This is a genomic window from Bifidobacterium sp. SO4 (assembly GCF_018555355.1).
Lineage (GTDB): Bacteria > Actinomycetota > Actinomycetes > Actinomycetales > Bifidobacteriaceae > Bifidobacterium > Bifidobacterium miconisargentati.
In genome coordinates, this window is the sequence record NZ_JAFEJP010000013.1 from 71530 (window position 1) to 91074 (window position 19545).

The 19545-nt window shown below is 63.1% G+C and carries 26 protein-coding genes; 2 read left to right on the forward strand and 24 right to left on the reverse strand.

Going from position 1 to position 19545, the window contains the following annotated elements; translation table 11 throughout:
* Window positions 1–2 precede the first annotated feature (2 nt).
* From JS536_RS09015 to JS536_RS09120, 22 genes are all read right to left on the reverse strand, one after another.
* Window positions 3–794: a hypothetical protein gene (locus JS536_RS09015; protein WP_214356666.1), complete on the reverse strand. Its 792-nt coding sequence runs from the start codon at window positions 792–794 to the stop codon at window positions 3–5.
* The gene (locus JS536_RS09020) at window positions 791–3760 is read right to left on the reverse strand and encodes a phage tail tape measure protein (protein WP_214356667.1); all 2970 of its coding nucleotides are present in this window, start codon (window positions 3758–3760) and stop codon (window positions 791–793) included. The genes JS536_RS09015 and JS536_RS09020 overlap by 4 nt, the downstream gene beginning before the upstream one ends.
* A gap of 16 nt (window positions 3761–3776) precedes the next feature.
* The gene (locus JS536_RS09025) at window positions 3777–4058 is read right to left on the reverse strand and encodes a hypothetical protein (RefSeq protein WP_214356693.1); all 282 of its coding nucleotides are present in this window, start codon (window positions 4056–4058) and stop codon (window positions 3777–3779) included.
* Between the two features lie 71 nt (window positions 4059–4129).
* A complete protein-coding gene (locus tag JS536_RS09030; protein WP_214356668.1) occupies window positions 4130–4639 on the reverse strand; it encodes a DNA primase in 510 nt (169 codons plus the stop codon).
* Between the two features lie 115 nt (window positions 4640–4754).
* The gene (locus JS536_RS09035) at window positions 4755–4946 is read right to left on the reverse strand and encodes a hypothetical protein (RefSeq protein ID WP_214356669.1); all 192 of its coding nucleotides are present in this window, start codon (window positions 4944–4946) and stop codon (window positions 4755–4757) included.
* A 12-nt stretch (window positions 4947–4958) separates the two neighbouring features.
* Window positions 4959–5858 carry a hypothetical protein gene (locus tag JS536_RS09040; RefSeq protein ID WP_214356670.1) on the reverse strand — a complete coding sequence of 300 codons (900 nt, stop codon included), beginning with the start codon at window positions 5856–5858 and terminating at the stop codon, window positions 4959–4961.
* A 2-nt stretch (window positions 5859–5860) separates the two neighbouring features.
* Window positions 5861–6103 carry a hypothetical protein gene (locus tag JS536_RS09045; protein WP_214356671.1) on the reverse strand — a complete coding sequence of 81 codons (243 nt, stop codon included), beginning with the start codon at window positions 6101–6103 and terminating at the stop codon, window positions 5861–5863.
* 13 nt (window positions 6104–6116) lie between these two features.
* Window positions 6117–6713 (reverse strand): hypothetical protein, encoded by a 597-nt coding sequence (locus JS536_RS09050; RefSeq protein ID WP_214356672.1) that lies wholly within the window; start codon window positions 6711–6713, stop codon window positions 6117–6119.
* Between the two features lie 15 nt (window positions 6714–6728).
* Window positions 6729–7538, reverse strand: coding sequence for an Ig-like domain-containing protein (locus tag JS536_RS09055; protein ID WP_214356673.1), 810 nt, complete (start codon window positions 7536–7538; stop codon window positions 6729–6731).
* A gap of 177 nt (window positions 7539–7715) precedes the next feature.
* Window positions 7716–8129 (reverse strand): transcriptional regulator, encoded by a 414-nt coding sequence (locus tag JS536_RS09060; protein ID WP_214356674.1) that lies wholly within the window; start codon window positions 8127–8129, stop codon window positions 7716–7718.
* Window positions 8126–8512, reverse strand: coding sequence for a hypothetical protein (locus JS536_RS09065; protein WP_214356675.1), 387 nt, complete (start codon window positions 8510–8512; stop codon window positions 8126–8128). The genes JS536_RS09060 and JS536_RS09065 overlap by 4 nt, the downstream gene beginning before the upstream one ends.
* On the reverse strand, window positions 8496–8906 hold the full coding sequence (locus JS536_RS09070) for a DUF6093 family protein (protein ID WP_240544340.1): 411 nt from the start codon (window positions 8904–8906) through the stop codon (window positions 8496–8498). The genes JS536_RS09065 and JS536_RS09070 overlap by 17 nt, the downstream gene beginning before the upstream one ends.
* 20 nt (window positions 8907–8926) lie before the next feature.
* Window positions 8927–9427 (reverse strand): phage head-tail connector protein, encoded by a 501-nt coding sequence (locus JS536_RS09075; RefSeq protein ID WP_214356677.1) that lies wholly within the window; start codon window positions 9425–9427, stop codon window positions 8927–8929.
* Window positions 9428–9440: 13 nt separating this feature from the next.
* A complete protein-coding gene (locus JS536_RS09080; protein WP_214356678.1) occupies window positions 9441–9734 on the reverse strand; it encodes a hypothetical protein in 294 nt (97 codons plus the stop codon).
* Entirely contained in the window at window positions 9734–10678 is a 945-nt protein-coding gene (locus tag JS536_RS09085; RefSeq protein ID WP_214356679.1) for a phage major capsid protein, read from the reverse strand. Before JS536_RS09085 ends, JS536_RS09080 begins: the two co-directional genes overlap by 1 nt.
* 331 nt (window positions 10679–11009) lie before the next feature.
* Entirely contained in the window at window positions 11010–11252 is a 243-nt protein-coding gene (locus tag JS536_RS11890; protein ID WP_240544341.1) for a hypothetical protein, read from the reverse strand.
* Between the two features lie 89 nt (window positions 11253–11341).
* On the reverse strand, window positions 11342–11611 hold the full coding sequence (locus JS536_RS09095; protein ID WP_214356680.1) for a hypothetical protein: 270 nt from the start codon (window positions 11609–11611) through the stop codon (window positions 11342–11344).
* Entirely contained in the window at window positions 11611–13038 is a 1428-nt protein-coding gene (locus JS536_RS09100; protein WP_214356681.1) for a toxin glutamine deamidase domain-containing protein, read from the reverse strand. The genes JS536_RS09095 and JS536_RS09100 overlap by 1 nt, the downstream gene beginning before the upstream one ends.
* The gene (locus JS536_RS09105) at window positions 13022–14431 is read right to left on the reverse strand and encodes a phage portal protein (protein ID WP_240544342.1); all 1410 of its coding nucleotides are present in this window, start codon (window positions 14429–14431) and stop codon (window positions 13022–13024) included. The genes JS536_RS09100 and JS536_RS09105 overlap by 17 nt, the downstream gene beginning before the upstream one ends.
* On the reverse strand, window positions 14425–16221 hold the full coding sequence (locus JS536_RS09110) for a terminase (RefSeq protein ID WP_214356682.1): 1797 nt from the start codon (window positions 16219–16221) through the stop codon (window positions 14425–14427). Before JS536_RS09110 ends, JS536_RS09105 begins: the two co-directional genes overlap by 7 nt.
* The gene (locus JS536_RS09115; protein WP_214356683.1) at window positions 16221–16616 is read right to left on the reverse strand and encodes a hypothetical protein; all 396 of its coding nucleotides are present in this window, start codon (window positions 16614–16616) and stop codon (window positions 16221–16223) included. The genes JS536_RS09110 and JS536_RS09115 overlap by 1 nt, the downstream gene beginning before the upstream one ends.
* 25 nt (window positions 16617–16641) lie before the next feature.
* A complete protein-coding gene (locus tag JS536_RS09120; protein WP_214356684.1) occupies window positions 16642–17256 on the reverse strand; it encodes a bifunctional DNA primase/polymerase in 615 nt (204 codons plus the stop codon).
* Between the two features lie 907 nt (window positions 17257–18163).
* Between JS536_RS09120 and JS536_RS09125 the strand changes: the two genes are divergently transcribed.
* Together JS536_RS09125 and JS536_RS09130 are read left to right on the forward strand one after the other, a co-directional pair.
* A complete protein-coding gene (locus JS536_RS09125; RefSeq protein ID WP_214356685.1) occupies window positions 18164–18322 on the forward strand; it encodes a hypothetical protein in 159 nt (52 codons plus the stop codon).
* The gene (locus tag JS536_RS09130; protein WP_214356686.1) at window positions 18312–18515 is read left to right on the forward strand and encodes a hypothetical protein; all 204 of its coding nucleotides are present in this window, start codon (window positions 18312–18314) and stop codon (window positions 18513–18515) included. The genes JS536_RS09125 and JS536_RS09130 overlap by 11 nt, the downstream gene beginning before the upstream one ends.
* Before the next feature lie 38 nt (window positions 18516–18553).
* Here the strand turns inward: JS536_RS09130 and JS536_RS09135 are convergent, their stop codons facing one another.
* Both JS536_RS09135 and JS536_RS09140 read right to left on the reverse strand, forming a co-directional pair.
* Window positions 18554–18955 (reverse strand): hypothetical protein, encoded by a 402-nt coding sequence (locus JS536_RS09135; RefSeq protein WP_214356687.1) that lies wholly within the window; start codon window positions 18953–18955, stop codon window positions 18554–18556.
* On the reverse strand, window positions 18952–19245 hold the full coding sequence (locus JS536_RS09140) for a zinc ribbon domain-containing protein (protein ID WP_214356688.1): 294 nt from the start codon (window positions 19243–19245) through the stop codon (window positions 18952–18954). Before JS536_RS09140 ends, JS536_RS09135 begins: the two co-directional genes overlap by 4 nt.
* Window positions 19246–19545: the final 300 nt, after the last annotated feature.

The window sequence follows — 19545 nt, forward strand, 5'->3', positions numbered from 1 at the left end:
CCTCACTTCCAGCTGGGCGCGCATTCGACCGTGACCGTCGACCCCTTGGACGCGGTCACGTACAGGTCCATGCCGCCCGGCGGTATGGTGAACACGTCGTTGCGTTCCATGCGCCCCGACTGCGGGTCCAGTCCGGCGAAATACAACGTGACGGACGTGGCGGTCCCGTCCCCGGTCCAGTTGACCTCGCCCGTCCCGTCGGACACGTTCACGAACGACAGGCCGGCCGGATTGTCCACGATGACGACCGGCCAGCTTGGCGCGGTGCCGTCGTTCTCCACCCGGCAACGGTTGCCGACCGGCGTGAACAATCCCGCATACCCGTGCTTGAACGACTCCAGGGACAGGATGATGCTGAACGTCGTGAATCCCATGTCCGACTGGAACGGGATCTGCGCGCCCACAAACCCGTCGGACCACCGGTAGCCGTTCTCGTCCTCCACCTCCAGGCGGACGAGGCGGCCGACCAGGGCGCACAGGTATTCCTTGAACGCGCCGTCGCCCAACGTGCTCGCATCCCGGGCGTGCAGCCAGCGCATGCGATGCCCCTTCAACGTGACCGTGCGTTTCTTCAACCGGATGAACGCCGGCTGGTAGGAGCCATGCCAGCCCGGTATGGGCTTGTCCTCCACGTCCGGCTCCAATGAGGAATACCAGCCGTCGGACAGGCTGTCCACGTCCAGCACGGCCTCCACGCTCGGACGCCGGTCGAACGGGTTGAACGCCTTACGGCTCCCGTCCTTCAAGATCAGCGGATGCAACGGGGCATCCAACGGCGTCAACGTCACCCTCACCAGGCACCTCCCGGAACATTGGCCTTCAAGTAGGCGAACGTCTTACGCGCAGTCACCTCCGGATCCGGCGTACCCGTCACGTTCAACGTGATATAGGTCCGCCGGTCCTCCTGAGTCGGTTGAGGCTGCTGTATCGTCACGTTCGGCGTCTTGTACAGGAACTCGCGGGGGATACGCTGCTTGTTGAGCGCGTGGAAGAATTCGGCGCCGTAATAGTCGACGGCGCTTGCCTGCTCCACGAACTCGCCCTTGGAGACCCGTATCAGGTTCGAATCGCTCGTCGCGGTGCCCAATCCCTTGACGTATCCGTCGAAACCTCCGGCCGCGAAACCGGGTATCCTGCCGCCGTCCGCGTATCCGACGAGACCACCGGTCGCCAACGCCGATTTCGGGATGGTGCCGCCCGTGCTGCCAAGCACGTTATGCTGACCCGTTTCGGTGTACTCCATGTTCACATGGATGGTCTTCCCGTCAGGCAGGGTAGCGAACTCGTTCTTGATGGTTCCGATCTTGGATATCGTGGACTCATAGCCCTTGATGATGATGTCCGTGCTCACGGAACCGGGGATGAGACCGTACTGGTCGGCGAGCTTCTTGGCTGCATCCTCGCTCATGCCGGCCGCAACCGCGGCCTCGATGAACTTCTCACGCGCCGTGCCGAGTGTGGCGTTCGCCTCGTCCGTGGACGCCTTCAGCTCCTCGGTGCTACGGTCGGCCTGGAAATTCGCCTCGGCCTCCTCCATGATTTTCTGCGCCGCGGATTGCGCTGACGACGCCATCGACTGCAATGCTGCCTGAGACTTGTACGCGGCCTCCTCATGGCCGGCCAGTGCATTGCCTGCCTGATCAAGTACAACGCCGTTGGCCTGGATGGTCTGGGTGGATTCCAGCAGCGTCTGGTTCAGCTGCGTGACGGCCTCGTCCGCGTTCAACGCCGGGGATTCGACGGAGAACATGCTCTGGACCAACGAATCAATCGCCTTGGTGGCATCCTCCGCGGCATCGGAATTATCCTGCATGGAACCGGTGAGGATGTTGGTGGCTCCCGTCGCGTTTTCGCTGGCACCCGACAACTGGTCCAACGCCTCGGTTTTCTCGCCTGCCGCTTCTTTGCCTTTGTTGTACGATTCGGTCAGCTTGTCGAGGGCGCGTTGGAGTTCCTCGCCTTCAAGACTGGTCTTGGCGCCGCCCACTTTCTCGATGACGCTGTTGACCTTGTCCAAGGCTTCTTCGCTGCCTTCGGCGGCCTTGACCATGTCGCTGATACTCAGTCCGACCTTATCGAGCAGGTCAGGCAGGGTCTTCATATCCATGGACCATCGTCTGAGACCGCCAAAGATTCCAAGGTCATCACCGACCTGCATGCTTTGCACCTGGTTTACGAGCGCCTCGCTGGCATCTCCGGTGGACTCGAGTGCGGTCTTGACCTCTTCCGTCCGCTGTTTCGCGGCTTGCGCGTTCTGGGCGAACGACATGAGCGCCGCGCCGGCGACTGTGATGGCGATGCCCCACGGGCCGCCCAGCAGGCTTACGACGCCGCTGCCCACGCTCTTAAGCCCGCTCATGGCGATCTGTCCTCGGGTGAGACCGGTGGACAGGATGTTCATGCTGCTGTTCGACGTGATCATGGCCGTACCCAATTGGAGGAATCCCTCCTTGAGCTGAGGGGCCGCGGTGGTCATCCGCTGCCAGGGATCCACGAGCAGACCCATGGACTGGGCCAATGCGGAGGAGCTGGTCGTCAACGGTGTTGCGGTCTTGTGCACTGCGGCGAATCCGCCCGCCACGGCGGTGGCCAGGACGATGGTCTGCTGGACCGGGGCGGGCAGTTGGCTGAACCCGTCCACGAGCATGTCCAACGTCTGCACGAGAGAACGGAGCGGACCGTTCGCGCCGGAGCCTATCGAGATCATCAGGCTCTCGATGCTGCCGGACAGGTTCTCCAAGTCGCCCTTGAGGTTGTCGTTCTTCGCGGCGGCCTGTTCGGCGGCATAACCGGATTCGGACACGGCTTTGGTCCAGTCGTTGATGCCGTCCGTGCCCTGCTCGTACAGGACGTTCGCGGCTCGGATGGCGTCCGAACCGAAGATCGTGGCCAACGCTTGGTTGCGCTGCTCCTGCGAAAGACCGCCCAACGCGGTCTGCAACTGGCCGGCAAGCCCAGCCAGTCCCACGAAGTTGCCTTGTGCGTCGTAGGCGTTGATGCCGAGCTCCTCCATGAGGTTCGCGGCCTTCGTGCTCGGGTTCGCAAGAGAGATGAGCATCGTCTTCAATGAGGTGCCGGCGTCGGATCCGATCATGCCGCTGTTCGCGAACGCGGCCAATGTGCCGGTGGTCTCCTGCATGCTGATGCCGAACGAATGCGACACCATGCCGGCCTGGTTCAACGCGAGTCCCAGATCATGGGCGGAGCCGACGGCCTTGCCCGCGCCCGCCGCCAATGCGTCGGCGACCTTGCTGGAGTCGGCTCCGGTCAGGTTAAATTCCTTCAACGTGGTGGCCATCAGTTCGGCGGCCTCGCCCACGGCCATGCCGTCGGACGCGGCGAGGTTCAACGCGCCGGACAGACCGCCGGAGAGGATGTCGGTCGTGGAAAGGCCGGCCTTGCCGAGCTCGTTGATGCCATCCGCCGCCTCTGACGCACTGTAGACGGTGTCGGCGCCAGCGTCGATCGCGGCCTGACGCAGCGCGTCCATCTGGCTGGCGGTGGCTCCGGTGTTGGCCTGCACGGTGCTCATGCTCGCGTCGAAATCCGCGAACGTCTTCACTGCCATGACACCGAACGCGGTCGCCGCGGCACCCGCCAACGCCAACCCGTTCGTGATCATGCCGGTCTTGCTGCCGGTTTTCTCCAAGCCGCCGGCGAGCTGTTCGGCGCTGGCGCCGGCCTTGGCCATTTTCGCCTCGTAGGAGGCGGTGTCCGCGAGCAGACGGACGGTGATGCTCCGGTTCAGCCCTCCGGCCATGATCGTCTCCTAATCGTCAGTTGTCGATGCTTACGGTGGTGACGAGCGCGTCAGCCCACTGGCTGTCCGCATGCTCCTCGCGCCATTGGCGCAGCGCCTGCTGCTGGTGCGCGGTCGTCCAGCAGATGTGCGCGTCCGCATGGATGCGGAACTCCGCGTCCGGCGTCGAGCATTCGCTCTTGGGCAGGCCGCAGGACGGGCACAGGGACGCCTCGTAATCGGCGAGGGCGAGCATCCACGCGCGTTCCGTGTCATCCCATTCGGGTTCGGTCAGCACCGTGTACCCGCCGCCGTCCACGGGGCGGATGGTCTGTTTCGGCTCCCACCCGTGCCAACGCTTGTAGCTGACGCCGAGTTGGCGGCAGAGCCTTAGCTCTTTGACGAGCCGTGGAGAATCCTCGAGGCTGATTCCAACGCGGCTTTTGGGTCCACGAGGGTTCCGTTCAGTTCGAGGATGGTCGTCCAGATGGGTGTGAGCTGGCCGTCGGTGAGTTCGGGGATCACGTCGATGATCTCCTCGATGGTCGCGGATTCGGGTTTCGCGTCCACGATCATGGCGCGCAGGCTGTCCTGCACGGTGTCCACGATGTCGCGTTTGGCGACCCCGTCCACGACCTTCGTGTTGCGGGTGATGACCTGGCTCCATGTCGAATAGGGGAGCGCCTCCACGGTCAGGCGGATCGTGTCCTCCATGGATTCCTCGCGGAGCTGTTCGATCTGGCGAGCGTACTGTTCGGCGAGCGGATTGCCACCCTCGGTGCGCACCTTGGACGACAGTGTCTTGGCGAGCTGGTCGCCGAGCTCCTTGATATGCTGCGCGGTCTGCTGGTCGAGGATGATGTCCAGTTCGACGCGGCGTCGCTTCGCATGCAATGCCATGATGAGGGGCCTTTCTTCAAAACATGTAGGACCTTTCTTCGGATGTTGCGACTCACGGGATGGAGGTTCCCCGCAGGGGAAGAAAGGTTAAGAAAACCTGCGGGGAAGAATGGGATCAGGCGGTCTTGCCGTCTTCGGTGTAGAAGGTGATGCCGTTTTGTCCGACGACGATGGCGACGCCGCCCTTGGGCAGGTCGTCGGGCAGGGCGTCGGAATCGTTGAGGACCTTCACCTGCGTGGCGGCCTGCGTTTTGAGCCGTTCGATCGCGCGGCCGAGCATGGCCGGCGTGATGTACTTATCGACCATGCCGGGCTCCTATCAGGCGAACAGGGCGTCGATGTCGGCGTCCGTGGCCGCCGTGAGGTCGGTCTTGGCGATGTAGCCGGACAGGTCGGTCACGCCGGAGAGCGCGTCCCACTTGTTCGCGGTCACCGCCGCGTCGCCCTCGCCGGTGGTCACGGACACGCACACGATGTTCGTGCCCGCCGGGTAGGCATGGCCCGCGCCCTCGACGAAATCGGCCGTGGTGGTGAACGCATCGAGCAGGTTCCACACGTCGCCCTTGGTCGCGTCGGCCACCGCGACCAGGTCGGCGAACGCGGTGCTGCCCTTGGGCTCGTACGCGCCGGCGAGCGAGTTGGTCAGCTCGGTCTTCAGATCGGAGACCTTCTTATCGACCGATGCCGCGGTGTCGTAGCCGAGCTTCTTGACGTCGTCGACCGCGCCGGTGCGGGCCGCGGCCGCGGCGCCGGCGGCCTCGATGCCGAGGTCGGCGAGCGTGTTGTCGCCCGCGGCGAGCGTCTTGCCGCCGATGGTGGGCTGGCCGGCGAGATCGCCCCACGTGTTGGCGCCGGTCTTGCCGATGGCCGGGCCGAGCGTGAGCGTGTTGTCGTCGGCGACGGCGGTGACGTTGTAGGCGTCGTGGTGGCCGTCGATGATGAGGTCGCCGACCTGGCCGCCGGCCGGGGACAGGGTCGTCGGATCGATCTTGGTGGCGTTGCTCATGAGGTCCACGTCCGCGGCGGTGAAACGGGTCACCGAGCCGGTCTTGGAGGCGGCGGCGCCGATCTGGGCGACCATCGCGTCGGTCAGGTTGTTGTCCGACAACACCTTGTAGTCGGTCTTGCTGCCGGTCTTGAGCTCCTTGGCCTGGTAGAGCGCGTCGGTCTTCTCCTTGAAGCGGGCGAGGTTGCCGGTGGTGATGAAGGTTTCTGCCATTGTTACTCCTTGTGTTGTGCCTGGCGGATCTTGTTGGTGGCGGTGCGGGCTGCCTTGCCTTCGAACAGGGCGTCGATGGCGGCGTCCGTGGCGGCCTGCACGCCGGCGGCCGGGGTAAGGTCGCCGTCTTTGAGCGCGTCGAGGAGCTTCCGCCCGGTCGCCTTGACGTCGATGTTCTCGGCGTGGGCGATCGGGTAGTCGCGTCCGTTGCGCGGTTCGATGTTGGAGATCAGCGGGATGCCCATGCCGGTCCCCCTTTTACTTGATGGTGAACGTGAGCGCGCCGAGACCGGGGTTGTCGGAACGCCACACGTCGTAGTCGACGCCGTCCACGTTCACGGTCTTGGCCTTGGCGAAGCCGCCGTCGAAACCGCCCACGCTGAACACGGGCGTCTTGGCCGTGGACGGCAGGGCGAACAGGATGTAGTCGCCGTCGCCCGCCGCGTCCACGTCGTAGTCTCCCGCCGGGGAGGCGGCGGTCTTCGAGGTGAGCGCCTTGACCACGGTCTCGTCGATCGCGTCCACGCCTGCCGCGGACACTCCGTAGTAGACGGTCACGCCCGCCGGCGCCGTGCCCGTGATGGACACCGGGTCGGACGTGACCTTGGAGCCATCCGGATTCGACAGCGACGCGGTCACCTTGGAGACGCCGGTCTTGCTCAGCGTCAGCAGGCCCTTCGGGATGGTGCCGTTCGCGGCGGGCGTCAACGCCCACTGGGCGTCAGTGGTCGGCTCGCCGGTGGAACCGTCCGAATAGGTCGGCACTGCCACCAGTTGCAGGCTCACGCCCACGATCAGCTCGGACGGCACGGCCGTGCCGTCTGCCGCACGCAGCACATTGTTCTTCCTGGCCATAGGTCAGTCTCCCTTCTAGGCGACGGTGACCGCGCACGTCGCGGTCTTGCCGCCATCCTTCGTGGTCACCGTGATGGATGAGTTGCCGGCCTTCACGCCCGTCACCAGACCCTTGTCGGACACCTTCGCGATGTCCGCATGATCGGACGCCCACGTGACCGTCTTGTCCGTGGCCGTATCCGGCGAGACGGTGGCGGTCAGCTGGTGCGTGGCGTCCACGGCCAGCTGCAGGGTCGCCTCATCCAGGGTGACGGATTCGACCGGGATGACGGTCGGCTCCGGCGGCTGGTCGCCTCCGATGACGCCGCCGTCCACGGTCCACTCGCCGGTCACGAAGAACGGGACGGTGGAACGCTGCACGGTGTTCTCGTCCTGGGCGACTGCCTGCTTCTCGCCGGCCACGAACGGGATGACCGTCACCTTCTGACCGTCCGCCCACGGGGTGGACGCCGGCAGGCCGCGACGGCGCACGATGAAACCGGTCGTGCCCTCCTCAAGGGAGGTGACGGCGTAGTTCCATTCCTTCTCGTACTCCGTGTTCGTGTTGTCGATGATCTGAATGCTCTTGTCGCCCGTGCTCTTGCGGCCCGGACGGTCGAAATCCTGGTCCGTGCATTCACGCTGGTCGGTGATGGTCGCCTGCGACGGCGAGAAGGTGAAGCCGCCCAACGTGATCGCGCAGCTGATGTCCACGCCCGCGTTGAGCTCGTCGAGCGTGGGCGCGTAGATGTCGGCGATGGCCGGCACGATGGCCGTCTTGATACGGCCGTCGGCGGGCGCGGAAGGGTACTGGATGCCCTTGCGCGTGGTGGTGTCATCCGCCATGATGTTGCCTCCTTAGATAGGCTGGGTAATGCTTCGCCGGCCTCGGCAGGGAAGCCGGCGGATAGATGCTCTTGTTGACTGGTTTGAAGACCCCGGACCTGATGCGCGGATCCGTGGACGGCACGTCGAACTCGTGCATGGTGCGAATGTCACGCACTCGGATGTAGACGACCCGGCTCACAGGCGGCTCCAACCGAACCGGAACGTGAGCACGCGCACCCGGTACCTGCGGCTGGTGTCGTCCGCGGTCAGGCCGGCCGCGTACGCGCCCGAATCCGAACGCAACGTCAGACAGCCGACCTGCACGCCAGACGGGGCCGCAGGCACGGCCGCGTTCAGGAGGGGGATGAGCTTGTCGTCGCACAGCACGTTCACGCTGTCCGTGCTCGTCGAGGCGACGCGCACCTCCAACGTGCCCACATGCGCGGTCAGGTCCATCGTCTCCACCGCGACATGGCCGCCGGTCGTGCACGTGAGGATCACCCACGGCGGGTTCGCCGTCGCCGGAGGCTCACGGTTGCGGTAGACATCCCACCCCGCATAATCGGGGATGAGGTTCATGACGGAGTCCGTCAGGTCGAGGATGCTCATGACAGGGCCTCCTCTCCGGCCTTCGCCACATACTCCGCAAGCGCGGGAAGCTCGTCCTCCGCGTGTTCGTAGAACTCGTGCCTGGTGGCGTAACCGCTTCGTGCGGTGCCGAAGAACGCGATGTTCGCCAAATCGGAAGCGCCACCGTCACGCGGGCTGATGTCCGCGGCGATGCCGTTGCCGACCGACTGCAGTTCAAAACCGATGGAGATCTGGCGAAAGGCCGGATGCCAGGATTCCCTCACATCCTCCTGGATAGCGTCCTTCACGTTGACCGCGCCCTTCTTCACCGCTGCGGCGACCTTCGCACGGGTGCGGGCCGGCACGCCGAGCAGGTCACGGCCGAACGCGCGCAGCTCCGAAGCGTCAATCCTGACCGCCATCCGAAGCCACCTCCCTCACGTTCCACCGTTGAGCCGTCGCATGCGACTTCTCGGACTGCAGGTTCAGCAACCGCAGCCGATGCCCCACCAGATTCGGATCCCCGGCCTTCGTCACCGTGGCGATATCGCCCGGCATCAAACCGGTCGTCCCGTACGGCAGATGCAGGTACAACGACCATTGCGGGGTGATGGCGGCCAACGCTTGGGCCATACCGCCCTCCACGTTCTCCGCCGCCAGCCCGCCGGCCGTCTGCACCTTGCACCGGCCCTCATACACCGGCGTCTCCGGCACCCGATCCAACCCCGTATCCGGATCCGTGACCACATCACCCAACCGGGCGATACGGCACTCATCCGTCATCAGGGACAGGGCGTAGGAGCGCAGACGGCTCATATCGGGTTTCCTGAAACCGTTCATCCCGTCACCCTCACGTTCAGATACCCCGGATAATCGTCGTCCTCGAACCAGTAGGGGCTCATGTCCAGGCTGGGCAGTTCGTTCCTCGTGGTCGAGATGACGCCGAGACCGGCGATCAACGGGGACTGGTCGGCGACCAGATCATCCAACGTCTGCATTTCCGAGGCGGTCAGGTACAGGCCGGGTTCGTCGACCTTCCTGCTGCCACCGTCCATGGCGTCGTCGATCTGGCGTGACCATTGGGTCTCGCCGTTCGGGTTCTCGTAGAAACGGCCCGCACAGGCAAGGCACACGTCCTCGATGTCCTCGGGCAGAGGGGTGATGAGCTGGTTGGCTTCATCGACCCACGTGCGTTTCGTGTACCGGCGGATACGGTTGGATGCGGCCCGCAGGCAGCGTTGCGCGCGCTTCACGTCCTTGTCGTCGGTGATGTCCTCGCCGAGCCATTCGGCCAGATCGGCGACTTCGGCGAACGCCGGCAGTCTGCTCTTCGCCATGACGGGCCTCCCGTCAGACGGTCGCCTGCTGGATAGCGACCTTCGTGATGGTCTTCACGGCCGGCGTGGAGGATTCCATGAAACCGGAGGCCGCGAGGTTATCGAGCAGCTGGTTGAACGCCGTCACGGTCGCGGCGGCATCGGCGTCGGCTGCGAGCTTGTCCATGTGGGGCAGCTTCACAGCCGGCGTTCCGGAACCACCGCCCGGAAGAACCGGGTTTCCCGCAGCGTCGAACGCGGCCACGTCGGCCACGTCCTGGCCGTCGATGACGGCCGGCTGCGATACGAATCGAATCTGCTTGGCCATCACTTGCCCGCCTTCGGAGTGATGAAACCGGCCGGGTACTGGGTGCCCTTGGCGGCGATGCGGGTCATCGGGTTCGCGACCGCGAAACCGACGCGCATGACCACGCGCAGGGCCTTCGCATCCTGCTGCATCAGGTTGTACAGGACCTTGCCGTCCGCGTCGCTGATGACGCCCTGGTCGAACAGCTGGTAGGTCATGTCCTGACGGACACCGACCACGAACTTCGTCCAGTCCGCGGCCAGCAGCACGCCCTTGGTCATGTCCCATGCGCCGTTCTTGACCTCGTTGAGCGGATAGCCGTACAGGCTGGCCGGAGTGCCCTGCGTCAAAGACGGCGTGTAGATGGGCTGGCCGTTCGCGTCGCGCAGGCCGACCAGCTGCCAGTTCAGGCCCGGCTGGGAGGCGAAGCCGTTGACGGCGAAGCCCTTCTCGCTGACCTTCTGGGCGAGCTTGGCGACGTCCTGCGCCAGATCCGCACCCGTGCCCTGGGCGACGATATTGCCGGCGGCGGTGGCACCCGCGAGGATATCGTCATCCCAAGAAGCGGGCTTGTCGATGCCGAAGATTCCGGCGCCGTCGATCTTCTTGCCGAACGCCTCCGCGATGAGCGGGCGCACCGCATCCCACAGGTTGATCTTCGCGTCATCCACCACGCTGTCCGGAATGGGGACGATGACGGCGAGCTCCTCGGCGGTGATGCTCACGTCCTCCCAGCCGGTCTTCGTGGTCTGCTTGAGCGCACCCTCCTGCACCCAGTAGGCCTCCGGGAGCGTGGCGAGCACGGGCTGGGTCTTCTTGCGGCTGCTCATCGGCACGCGGCGCGCACGGGTGAGCAGTACGCTGGATTCGGGCAGCGTCTGGATGATCTCCTGGCTGACCTCGTCCGGGATGAGGCTGGAGCCCAGATCGTTGCGTGCGATCTGGCTGGTGAAATTGTCTGCCATGATGTGTTCCTTACTTGTCGGTCAATGCGTTGCGCAGCCAATCGGAGGACTGCTCGCCCTTGGGGTCGAGTCCGCCGGTCAGCGGCCTGCGCATCTCTGAATCGTGTAATGCCTGTCGTGCCGCTTCTCCGGCCGCGTCCTGCACGGCGGGGATGCGTGCCGCGAGCTTCGCGGCCTTGGCTGTGATCTCTTCGGGCGTTCCCGCGCCGATGAGGTCGAAATCCTCTTGGGTGAGTTGGGGATATTTGGCGCGGGCTTCAGCCCATGCCTTGGCCGCATCTACTTCGGCGAGTCGGGCCTGCGCCTCCTTGAGGTCGCGTTGGAGCCGTTCCTATTCGGTGAGCTTGGCATCCTCGGCCTCGCGCTGCTTCAGGGAAAGCGATTCGTTGCTCTCCTTGAGCTTGGCGTTGTCCGCGCGCAGGTTCTGGATCAGGTTCCACGCCTTCTCCGGGTTGAAATCCTCGCCGTCGCGCTCCCACGGCGGCTTCGGAGCCGAATCATCCGCAGGGGGAGTGGCCGGCGTATCCGGGGCATTGGGTTCGGTCTGGTCTTCGATGGTGGTCTCGTCGGCCATGATGGTTTCCTTTCCGCCCGTCCTGCGGGCATAAGAAAAGCCACCATGAACTTCATGGTGGCTTGGAAAAATCCGTATATGGGGACCGTCTACTCTTCCGGCACCGGCCCGAGCTCGGCAAGGAACTTGCGCGTCGCCAGCAGCAGGCTCTCATCGGCGGTGCAATATCGTGCCTTCCCGGTTTCGAGGTCCACGAAGAACCCTTGGGGAAGTCCGAGAACGTCGCCGGGCTCGCAACCGGCGGGAATGGCGTAGATGATGAGTTCCCCGTCATACACCCCGGCGGGTTCAAGCAGCCGGAAACCCTCCCGTCGAGCCTCTTCCCTCGCGCTTTCGGTCAGTTCGCTGAGAGTCTTCATCAGTCCGCAGCCTCCATCAATCCCGGTGCGATGTCCCTGTTCAACTCCAGATTATCAATCCGGTAGATGCCGACACTGCGGGCGTCCACGGGATACCGTCTGAAATACTGCTCCAACGTCTGCCGCTTGCCTGATTGGGGGTCCACGACGATGATGTCGCCTGCCTTGTTCGTCCAAGGACGCTCCAACACGACGATGTGACCCATCCCGGGGCGCTGCCATGCGAAGGACATGGCGTATCGTTCCCCTGGATTCACCCGTCGTCTGATTCTGCTGAAAACGAGGTCCTCGGTCATCGATCCGACGCTACGCCATGTCGGCGGTCGCCCGGTCGCAGGATTGATCCAGGCGAGAGTGGTGTCCATCTTGACCTTTTGGGATTCAGTGGAACCGAATCCGCGGGCTTTGACGTTGACGCCCCTGCGGCGCATCTCGTACGCGGGCACGCAGGACTGGCAGTTGTTCCTGTACCGCCATCCATGCGATTCGAACTTCGGATTCGCATGCGACCGGTCGGCCTTGCTGATGCTCATCGGCTGGCCGGGATTGTCCAGCAGCCGGTCAAGCATCCGCCTGCGCTCGGCGAACTCCGCGGCCCTCTTCTCCGCGTATGCCTTGCGGCGTGCGGCAAGTGCCTCGGGGGTGCTGCGCTGTGCCGCGGAGTCACGGAAGTTCCCGTTCCTGCGCATGATGGGCAGGATCACGTTGTAGGTGCGAGGAGTGTTCTTCGGCAGGCTTTCGGCGGCGCGATAGTAATCGTCGATCCACCGTTTCTCCCTGTCCGTGGGCTTCCAGTCGCCGTACACGACCTCAACCGTGCACCCGCAGTTCGGATGGTATTTCTTGCCGGTCTTGGCACTCAGTCCGGCCTTCTCCGCCGACGTGTACACGGGGCCGCGGGTGACGAGCATCGCGCAGAACGCGCACGGATTGCCGTCTGACACGCGACGCCATCCAATGGCCCTCGTGTCCCGTTTGGCCCAACGTTCGATCGTGGTGCGTCCGCCGGTGAGCACGGCCTCATGAAAGACACCGAGGAACAGGCTGCGGGCAGCCGCATACGCGGCCTCCTGAGTCTCACCCCGGGCGATGCGCCACAGCACGTTCGTCGCGCCGGTCCAATCAATCTGGCGGGCCATCTGCTTGCGGTCGAACCGCGGTACGGCCGTGTCGAACGCGCCGTCGCCGGTCTCCGCCTCACGGAAACGGGGCAGATAGTCGGCGGCGGTTTCGGCGCTGATGCTCCACCACGTCTCCAACAGGCGCAGCATGGCTTTCTTCCAGATCGGCTGCGTACGCTTCAGATCGTTCACGTCGAGCGTGGAATCCCACAGGCGGCGCGCCTGGCTGTCCGCGGTGATGGCCAATCGCACCTGGTCCCGCCGGTGCTTGTCCGTCAGGACGGCGCCCTCACTGGTCAATGCCATCGTCGGTCACCGGGTTGAGCTGCGCCTGATACGCCTGCACCGCAAGCGCGTCCGCATCAGGATGAGCCTCGGCATACTCGCGCCATGAATCGGCACGGCTCTTGGAAACGCCCGGAATCATGTCCCACAGCTGCTCCTTGGGGACGCCGAGCATCTGAGCGGCCTTGCCGAGCGCATCCACCGCCTGATTGATGGTGCGCACGTCCGTATCCTCCCAGATAGGGGTCAGCTCGAAGTTCGCAGCATCGTCCATGCGGCCCTCGATGCCCGCCGCCAGACGAAGCACGTCCATATGACTCACGCCGAACGACTTCTGCCGTTCGTCGCGCTTCGCATAGAAGCCGGCACGACTCTCCGCAATGCCGGCGTCACCGACGTTGACCATCTTGCCGAACGCGGTCGTCGGCGTCTGGGACACGGCGGCCAGTTCCTCCACGTCAGCCTGCTTAGCCTCGATGAGCGAGGAAAGCGTGGTCTCCGTCAAGGTGCCGAATTGGACGCCCTCGCCACCGGTGAGGATATCCTCCTGGCTGAGCTTCGCCTTCTGCTTTGCCCGCTGCTCGTCAGTCAGGTCGGTCATATCCAATCCGGTGGCGGTGCGCACCTTCCAGCTGTTGTAATGCTGGGCCAGCATTCGATCGTAATTGTCCTTGTTCAATCGATTCGCCAGCGGGATGTACGGTTCGACCTCACCGTTAGCCCGGCCTTCCAGGTCGAGATCATTCGTGTACCGGACCACCGGGCACACCGGGCGTCCCTTCGCGTCCGTCGCATTGTGGGCGGTCGCAGCGATGAACCGATACATGTTGTTTTCGTCGCGTTCCCAACGCCATATGCGATAGGCGTCCCATAGCTCATAGCAGTCGGCCGCCCCGCACCGATGCTGGATCGAGGCGAACAATTGCGGCCAGTCATCGCGAGCCGGATCACGGTAGACTGCGATGGCCTCACGTGGTGAATAGCATTCGATACGGGCCTCGCCGGGGGAATCGGGATCGTCTCGCACGGCCGCGTATGCGCTGCCGTAAGCGATGGCTGCCTTATGCAGGGCGACCTGCTTGCGGCCCATGCGGTTCGCGACCCATGGATGCCAGAATTCACGGGTCGCGTCGGTACCCGGTTCGCCAGGCATGTCCACGCCCTCCAGATAGAGGGTCTGCGCGATGGTCGTGACCACAAGACGCAGCCACGGCGTTACGCCCATGTCACGCAGCATTCTATGCTCCGGCGTGGCGCGCCGGAGTCGGATGGGCTTCGGATTCCACCTCCACCACCGGTCGATGCGATCAAGACGACCCACCGTGTTCCCGTAGGAGGGAAGCAGGATAGCGCTCAACGCGGCTTGGGCATCGTCCGGAGTCTCGTACTGCATCGGTTCCAACGACGTCACCATACCTGTCCGCCTCCTCTCTTCTTCGTGTTCAGATATTCACGTCGCATGCCGCGGGCCGCTATCGCGCAGAACGCGAGATCGATCTTCCTACGGGACTCGCGCCCTTCCTTGGCGATGCTCATGCCAGCCTTCGTGGGCTGACGGCGCGCATTGAGCATATGGGCGCGCAGGCGCGCGTCGCCATCGTGCGGGAAATCCTTGTCGCAGATGGCCGTGTACGCCTGGTCGACGTATTCCACGAACCGTTTCTGCACGTCCAGACGCACCATGTCGAACATGACCGCGTGCGCGTCACGCCCACCCGGCCTCGCCCACATCCTCAGTCGGCGGCCGTAATCACGATGCCAGGCATCAAACAGTGGATCCCAGTAATGCAAGCCGGTCTCATCGTCCAGGACATGCGAGGGGTCGCCCCAGAACGCCAGCACCCGGTACCGGCGCATAGCCTCGCGCACGGTGTCGTCCACCGACTCACGCGGCACACGCCACTTGTCCCCACGTTTGCCCGGAGGCCTCTGCCACAGGCCCAACGGTTTGACGAAACCATCGGAGATCCTGCATGCGACCAACGCGGTCGCGTCATCGGTGAGGGAACAGTCCAGGAACATGCAGACCTCCTCGCCGGATTCCAGTTTCAGTTCGGGATGCTCGTTCGCATCCCACTCCTGACTGGTCACGTACGCATCCTCCGGGGCCTCGCACTGGTTGAACCATTTGCGTCGGCTCTCCGAGACCGGGTTCTTCGGGTTGATGATCTCACGCACGATCTTCGCGGTCGAAAGCCATGTGGAATCACCGCGCACGTCCTCCACGACACGGGGAATGCTCTCCTCGGTCATGGGCGTATCCGGCGCGGCCTCGATCGAGTCATACAGGAGGCCGAAATCCATGTACTTCGGACGCAAGCCCTTGTCCTCGGAATTCGGGTCGCCCTGCGTGCCCTCCCATGCCTCGCGCACACGCTGCGCCACGCTGTCCTCGCCGTCACGGTAGGCGTTGCAGATGTCCAGCATCTTCACGTTCACCGAATCCTCGGACTTCGCCGCATTGCCGGACAGCACGCCGTCCATGTCATGGCCGCCGTTGCTGGAATTCCAGTTCTGCGTCTCGTTCCTGATGAGGAATGTCGGACGACCGCCCTCCAACGCGAGCGGCGACGAGGTCACAGCCTCGATCTGGCGGCTGTCACCCAGCGCGTACATGTTCAACTTGCCCAGCTGAATGCCGTAATACCGTCTCGTCTCCGCGGGAATGAGACCGGGCAGGAGCTTCATCGTGTTCTTGGTCTGCTCCTGGCTGACCGCGCATACCTGCACCCATGCGTTCGGCTCCTCACGGCCTGCGGGCTCGCCGTCCGCACCCCAATGGTCGAACGTCAGGTCCGCAAAGCAAGAAGTTACCGCCCCGCCGGCCGCCATCGGATCCTTGCCCCAGCCCTTGAGCCGTTGCAGGACCGCGTTGTCGTGCACGGGAACGCCATGCTCGTCCAGGCTGTAATACCACAGCCAGAACCGCGCCTGCTCGTTTGTCCACTTCCACGGGGTCCGCTGCTTCGCATTGCGCAGCCAGTAGCCGCTCCACGCGAGGAAGTTCCAGCCGAGAGTATGCTCCGGAAGGATCCAGCCATGCGCGTCACGCTTCCACGTGGGGCCGATGAGCGTGGGATTCGTGTTCCATTCACGCGCCGGCTCGTTGACGAGTGCCTGCCTGTACCAGTCGATGATCTCCTGGTATTCGGATTGGCGGGAGGGGATGTAGGCTGCCGTCCTTTTGGTAAGCAGCCTCGCCATCAGCCGCCCCCGTAGGCCGCATGCCAGCGGCTGTTGACCACAGCCCGCATCTGCGCGGAACGTTCCCCTTCGGTGGATGTATTCGTGTTCTCCTCGGGCTCGGGCATCTCGATGCGAGCCAAGAGTTTCGCGAGATGTTCCTCGTCGGCGCGCAATTGGGCGAGCAACGGATGGGCGACAATCTGACCCATACTGCCTTCGACGGTGAGTTTGTCTCCTATCTCACGCCGTTCGAGAGTAATGCGGTCGGCGGTATAGCAGGCAGATTCGAGAAGTCTGTATTCTTCCTCGGTGAATTCCCATTTCGCGGTCAGATCCCGCCATAGACGCTGCCCTTTTCCGTCTTTGATGAGTTTTCCTGGCATTCGGTGGCCGGAGGCCGGCTTGTGTGGCATTATCGGTCTCCTTCCTACCGTCCGGTCAGGAAAGCCGGGCGATGACATCGAACAGGAACGTCAGGTCTGCTAGGATCGCTGGGCTTTTATGCCATGCGCGGCCGGTGTAGGTGATGTACCGAGCGCGACTGTATGCCTCGGCGTTCATTATGCCGCGCACTTTGAGGCCGGTGCGTTCCGGGGCTCGTCCCCAGATGTGGAGTCCGTCACCGGAAGGGCTGGTTTCGATGTAGGTCTTGCCTTGGACGGGGGCGATGAGCATCTTCGCCCAGTCGGTGAGGTGGTTGCGTGCATCGTAGCAGTGATCGAGGTCGATGCACGCGAAGCCGTCGCCGAGAACGAATCCCATGCCATCGCCGATTGTCGAGATTCTGGCGTCGGCGAACGGCGACCATGTAGTCGGATCCGTGCTTGATGCCTGTCGTCCGTCAATGGTGCGCGGGTTCTTTGTAGTTCCGTCTCCTCTGACGATGCGTTGCCAGCGCACCCATCGGTTCGCGGCGACCATCTCAGCGGGGACCGGGAACGTCTCCGCCCGGTTCGCGCGGACCCTGCAAGCCGCGTTGAAAAACCTACGAGGGCGACCCCTGCCTACATGCTCGGGGATTTCTCTGCCGCAACCACATTCGCATAAGCTCATACAATTATTATATTTTATTTACCCTTATAAATCAAGAAAACCGCATGATTCCAACGATTTTTATTTTTACGTAACATCTCTAAAAAAGCGTTGTCGCATCAGTGGATGCAGCGAGTCGCATGCGCCAAAGCCGGCAAAAGCCGCGGAAAGGCCCTTTCGGCGGATGAACGGCATCGAGGGCAGGAAAAACATCGAACCGGCCAAAACAGACTTTTCTGCCGTATGTAAGATTGGAAGTGCTATCCGGCGGTTACATCGAGGTTCCGGAGGAGTCCCTCCCCACTCCGGATGGCCCCTAGTCTAGCAGTCCGGGAAGCTTTTCGGATGGGTGCCGCCTCATTTCGGCGCGTTTGCGATTGCGCTCCGCGTTCTCTCTTTCGGTTTTCGCTTTATGGCATGCGTGTGACAGCCATTGAAGGTTGCTGAGTTCGTGATTGTCGCCTTGGATAATGTGGTCGCAGTCGGTGCCGATGCCGTTGCATTCTGGCACGTGGTGCCTGGCTTGGCAGAGCCCGTGTGCTCTTGCCTTGACGATTGCCTTTCGTTTGGCCCAGTCTTCGGGCAGGCGGTACCGGCGGGTACTGGTACCCCAGTTGGTGCGGGACCTCATGGCTTGGCTCCTCGGAATCGTTGGGGTTCTCGGCGTGTCGCGCTCTACTGCCTTGCATATCTATCATCATTGGGATATGATAGATATATCAATCAAAGAAAGGAGGTGAACATGGAACTCAAGGATTGGCTGACGCTCATCACCAGCTGGGTCGGCATAGCCGTGACCATCTGGCTGGGACTGCGCAAGGACGACAAGCCCGAGCGCAAGAAGCGCCGCAAGAAGTAAACGGGGTTCCGGCTATCCCTACTAGCCGGAACCCCTCCCCAATCCTATCCTGAGAACCATGAAGCAATCATGAACAGAAACAAGGTATTGGCGATCGCAAGCATGCTGTTCGCCGTCATATCCGCCATGTTCGCCATGACCGACGCGCCCTATGGGGCCGCCGGATTCGCGATAGCCGCCGGACTGGCCGGCCTGTTCGCCGGATGGAGACGCGGCGATGACGACTGAATACCTCGGCGTCAAGCAGGCGGCCGAACGGCTCGGCATCACGCAAGGCGCGTTCCTGAGCCTGAAACTGCCCGAACCGGATGCGCTCATCGGCAGGACGCGCGGCTGGCTTCCCGAGACCATCGACGAGTGGAATCGGAACCGTCCCGGACGTGGCGTCGGCGGAGGCAGGCCCCGCAAGAACAAGGACTGAACACGCGAAAGCCCCGGTATATTGCCGGGGCTTTCATGTCATTCGCCGTTGTGCTTCCATCGTTCGAGTTCGTCGATGATGTCCTTTTTCTGCTCTGCCTCGATATCGGACATACTTGTTCTGAAGACGAGGCACAGTATCGCGGCGACGATGCCTGCCGCAAGCAGTCCTATCATCGCGATCTCTATCCACCGAGGCGCGTCTGCTGACTGGTAGTATCCGATGAGGCCGAACACAGCGGAGGTGACGACTCCGATTGCGCCGCCAAGTACGGTCTCGTTCCAAGGTGCGATCAGATGGAGATGTTCTATCTGTCGTTTGACGGAGTCGATCTCTTTGACCATGATGCTTCTTGTCGGCTCCTTTCTCGGGACGTTTGGCGTGCTGATTCCCGATTCCGAATCGGAGTATCCGAATGAGTTTGTGGTTCCGTCGCTCATTGGGTGTCCGCCTGTGGGTAAAGCTTTACTGCGCGGATTCGCTCGTTGTTGAACAGCAGCGTGTATCCGCAGTTCGTGCAGGTGACCGGGATGAACACCATGAACGGCACATCGTTGGACGGTTGTCCCGTGAATACGAACCGGTCTCCTCTGATGGCGGTTTGTTCGATGTTCCAGGAATGCTCATGGCATATCGGGCATTCCTGGTTTCCCCATTTCTTGTTGAGCCATGCGACCATGTCGGCGTAGTCGACGCGCATGGAATTCTGTTGGTTGTTTTCGGTTGGCATACGCCAATCATACGAGTGGATGAAGCGTGGCGCCGCCGTCAGTGCCAACCGAAACCGGCGACGCCGCGCAAGTCGGGGCATGTATGCGGAAACCCGGAAAGCCATTTGGTCTTCCGGGTTTCACACTAATGCTGATACGCAGTATACCACGGGGTGGCGGCAGCCTACTGCCGCCGACGTGCCTCACGTTTTTTGAGCGCGAAATGGGTAGTGGTGCCTCACCTGGAGTGAGCGCGAAACCGGGTTGGTCTGTTTGGCTTGTCGTATGGAAGACAGGATCAGCATGGCGACGAAGCGGCA

Excerpts from the sequence above, each read along its gene's own strand:
- JS536_RS09020 (WP_214356667.1), bottom strand. The coding sequence starts at position 3,760 with ATGGCCGGAGGGCTGAACCGGAGCATCACCGTCCGTCTGCTCGCGGAC.
- JS536_RS09030 (WP_214356668.1), bottom strand. The coding sequence starts at position 4,639 with ATGGCATTGCATGCGAAGCGACGCCGCGTCGAACTGGACATCATCCTC.
- JS536_RS09035 (WP_214356669.1), bottom strand. The coding sequence starts at position 4,946 with ATGGTCGATAAGTACATCACGCCGGCCATGCTCGGCCGCGCGATCGAA.
- JS536_RS09040 (WP_214356670.1), bottom strand. The coding sequence starts at position 5,858 with ATGGCAGAAACCTTCATCACCACCGGCAACCTCGCCCGCTTCAAGGAG.
- JS536_RS09045 (WP_214356671.1), bottom strand. The coding sequence starts at position 6,103 with ATGGGCATCCCGCTGATCTCCAACATCGAACCGCGCAACGGACGCGAC.
- JS536_RS09050 (WP_214356672.1), bottom strand. The coding sequence starts at position 6,713 with ATGGCCAGGAAGAACAATGTGCTGCGTGCGGCAGACGGCACGGCCGTG.
- JS536_RS09055 (WP_214356673.1), bottom strand. The coding sequence starts at position 7,538 with ATGGCGGATGACACCACCACGCGCAAGGGCATCCAGTACCCTTCCGCG.
- JS536_RS09060 (WP_214356674.1), bottom strand. The coding sequence starts at position 8,129 with ATGAGCATCCTCGACCTGACGGACTCCGTCATGAACCTCATCCCCGAT.
- JS536_RS09065 (WP_214356675.1), bottom strand. The coding sequence starts at position 8,512 with ATGGCGGTCAGGATTGACGCTTCGGAGCTGCGCGCGTTCGGCCGTGAC.
- JS536_RS09070 (WP_240544340.1), bottom strand. The coding sequence starts at position 8,906 with ATGAGCCGTCTGCGCTCCTACGCCCTGTCCCTGATGACGGATGAGTGC.
- JS536_RS09075 (WP_214356677.1), bottom strand. The coding sequence starts at position 9,427 with ATGGCGAAGAGCAGACTGCCGGCGTTCGCCGAAGTCGCCGATCTGGCC.
- JS536_RS09080 (WP_214356678.1), bottom strand. The coding sequence starts at position 9,734 with ATGGCCAAGCAGATTCGATTCGTATCGCAGCCGGCCGTCATCGACGGC.
- JS536_RS09085 (WP_214356679.1), bottom strand. The coding sequence starts at position 10,678 with ATGGCAGACAATTTCACCAGCCAGATCGCACGCAACGATCTGGGCTCC.
- JS536_RS11890 (WP_240544341.1), bottom strand. The coding sequence starts at position 11,252 with ATGGCCGACGAGACCACCATCGAAGACCAGACCGAACCCAATGCCCCG.
- JS536_RS09095 (WP_214356680.1), bottom strand. The coding sequence starts at position 11,611 with ATGAAGACTCTCAGCGAACTGACCGAAAGCGCGAGGGAAGAGGCTCGA.
- JS536_RS09100 (WP_214356681.1), bottom strand. The coding sequence starts at position 13,038 with ATGGCATTGACCAGTGAGGGCGCCGTCCTGACGGACAAGCACCGGCGG.
- JS536_RS09105 (WP_240544342.1), bottom strand. The coding sequence starts at position 14,431 with ATGGTGACGTCGTTGGAACCGATGCAGTACGAGACTCCGGACGATGCC.
- JS536_RS09110 (WP_214356682.1), bottom strand. The coding sequence starts at position 16,221 with ATGGCGAGGCTGCTTACCAAAAGGACGGCAGCCTACATCCCCTCCCGC.
- JS536_RS09115 (WP_214356683.1), bottom strand. The coding sequence starts at position 16,616 with ATGCCACACAAGCCGGCCTCCGGCCACCGAATGCCAGGAAAACTCATC.
- JS536_RS09120 (WP_214356684.1), bottom strand. The coding sequence starts at position 17,256 with ATGAGCTTATGCGAATGTGGTTGCGGCAGAGAAATCCCCGAGCATGTA.
- JS536_RS09125 (WP_214356685.1), top strand. The coding sequence starts at position 18,164 with ATGAACAGAAACAAGGTATTGGCGATCGCAAGCATGCTGTTCGCCGTC.
- JS536_RS09130 (WP_214356686.1), top strand. The coding sequence starts at position 18,312 with ATGACGACTGAATACCTCGGCGTCAAGCAGGCGGCCGAACGGCTCGGC.
- JS536_RS09135 (WP_214356687.1), bottom strand. The coding sequence starts at position 18,955 with ATGAGCGACGGAACCACAAACTCATTCGGATACTCCGATTCGGAATCG.
- JS536_RS09140 (WP_214356688.1), bottom strand. The coding sequence starts at position 19,245 with ATGCCAACCGAAAACAACCAACAGAATTCCATGCGCGTCGACTACGCC.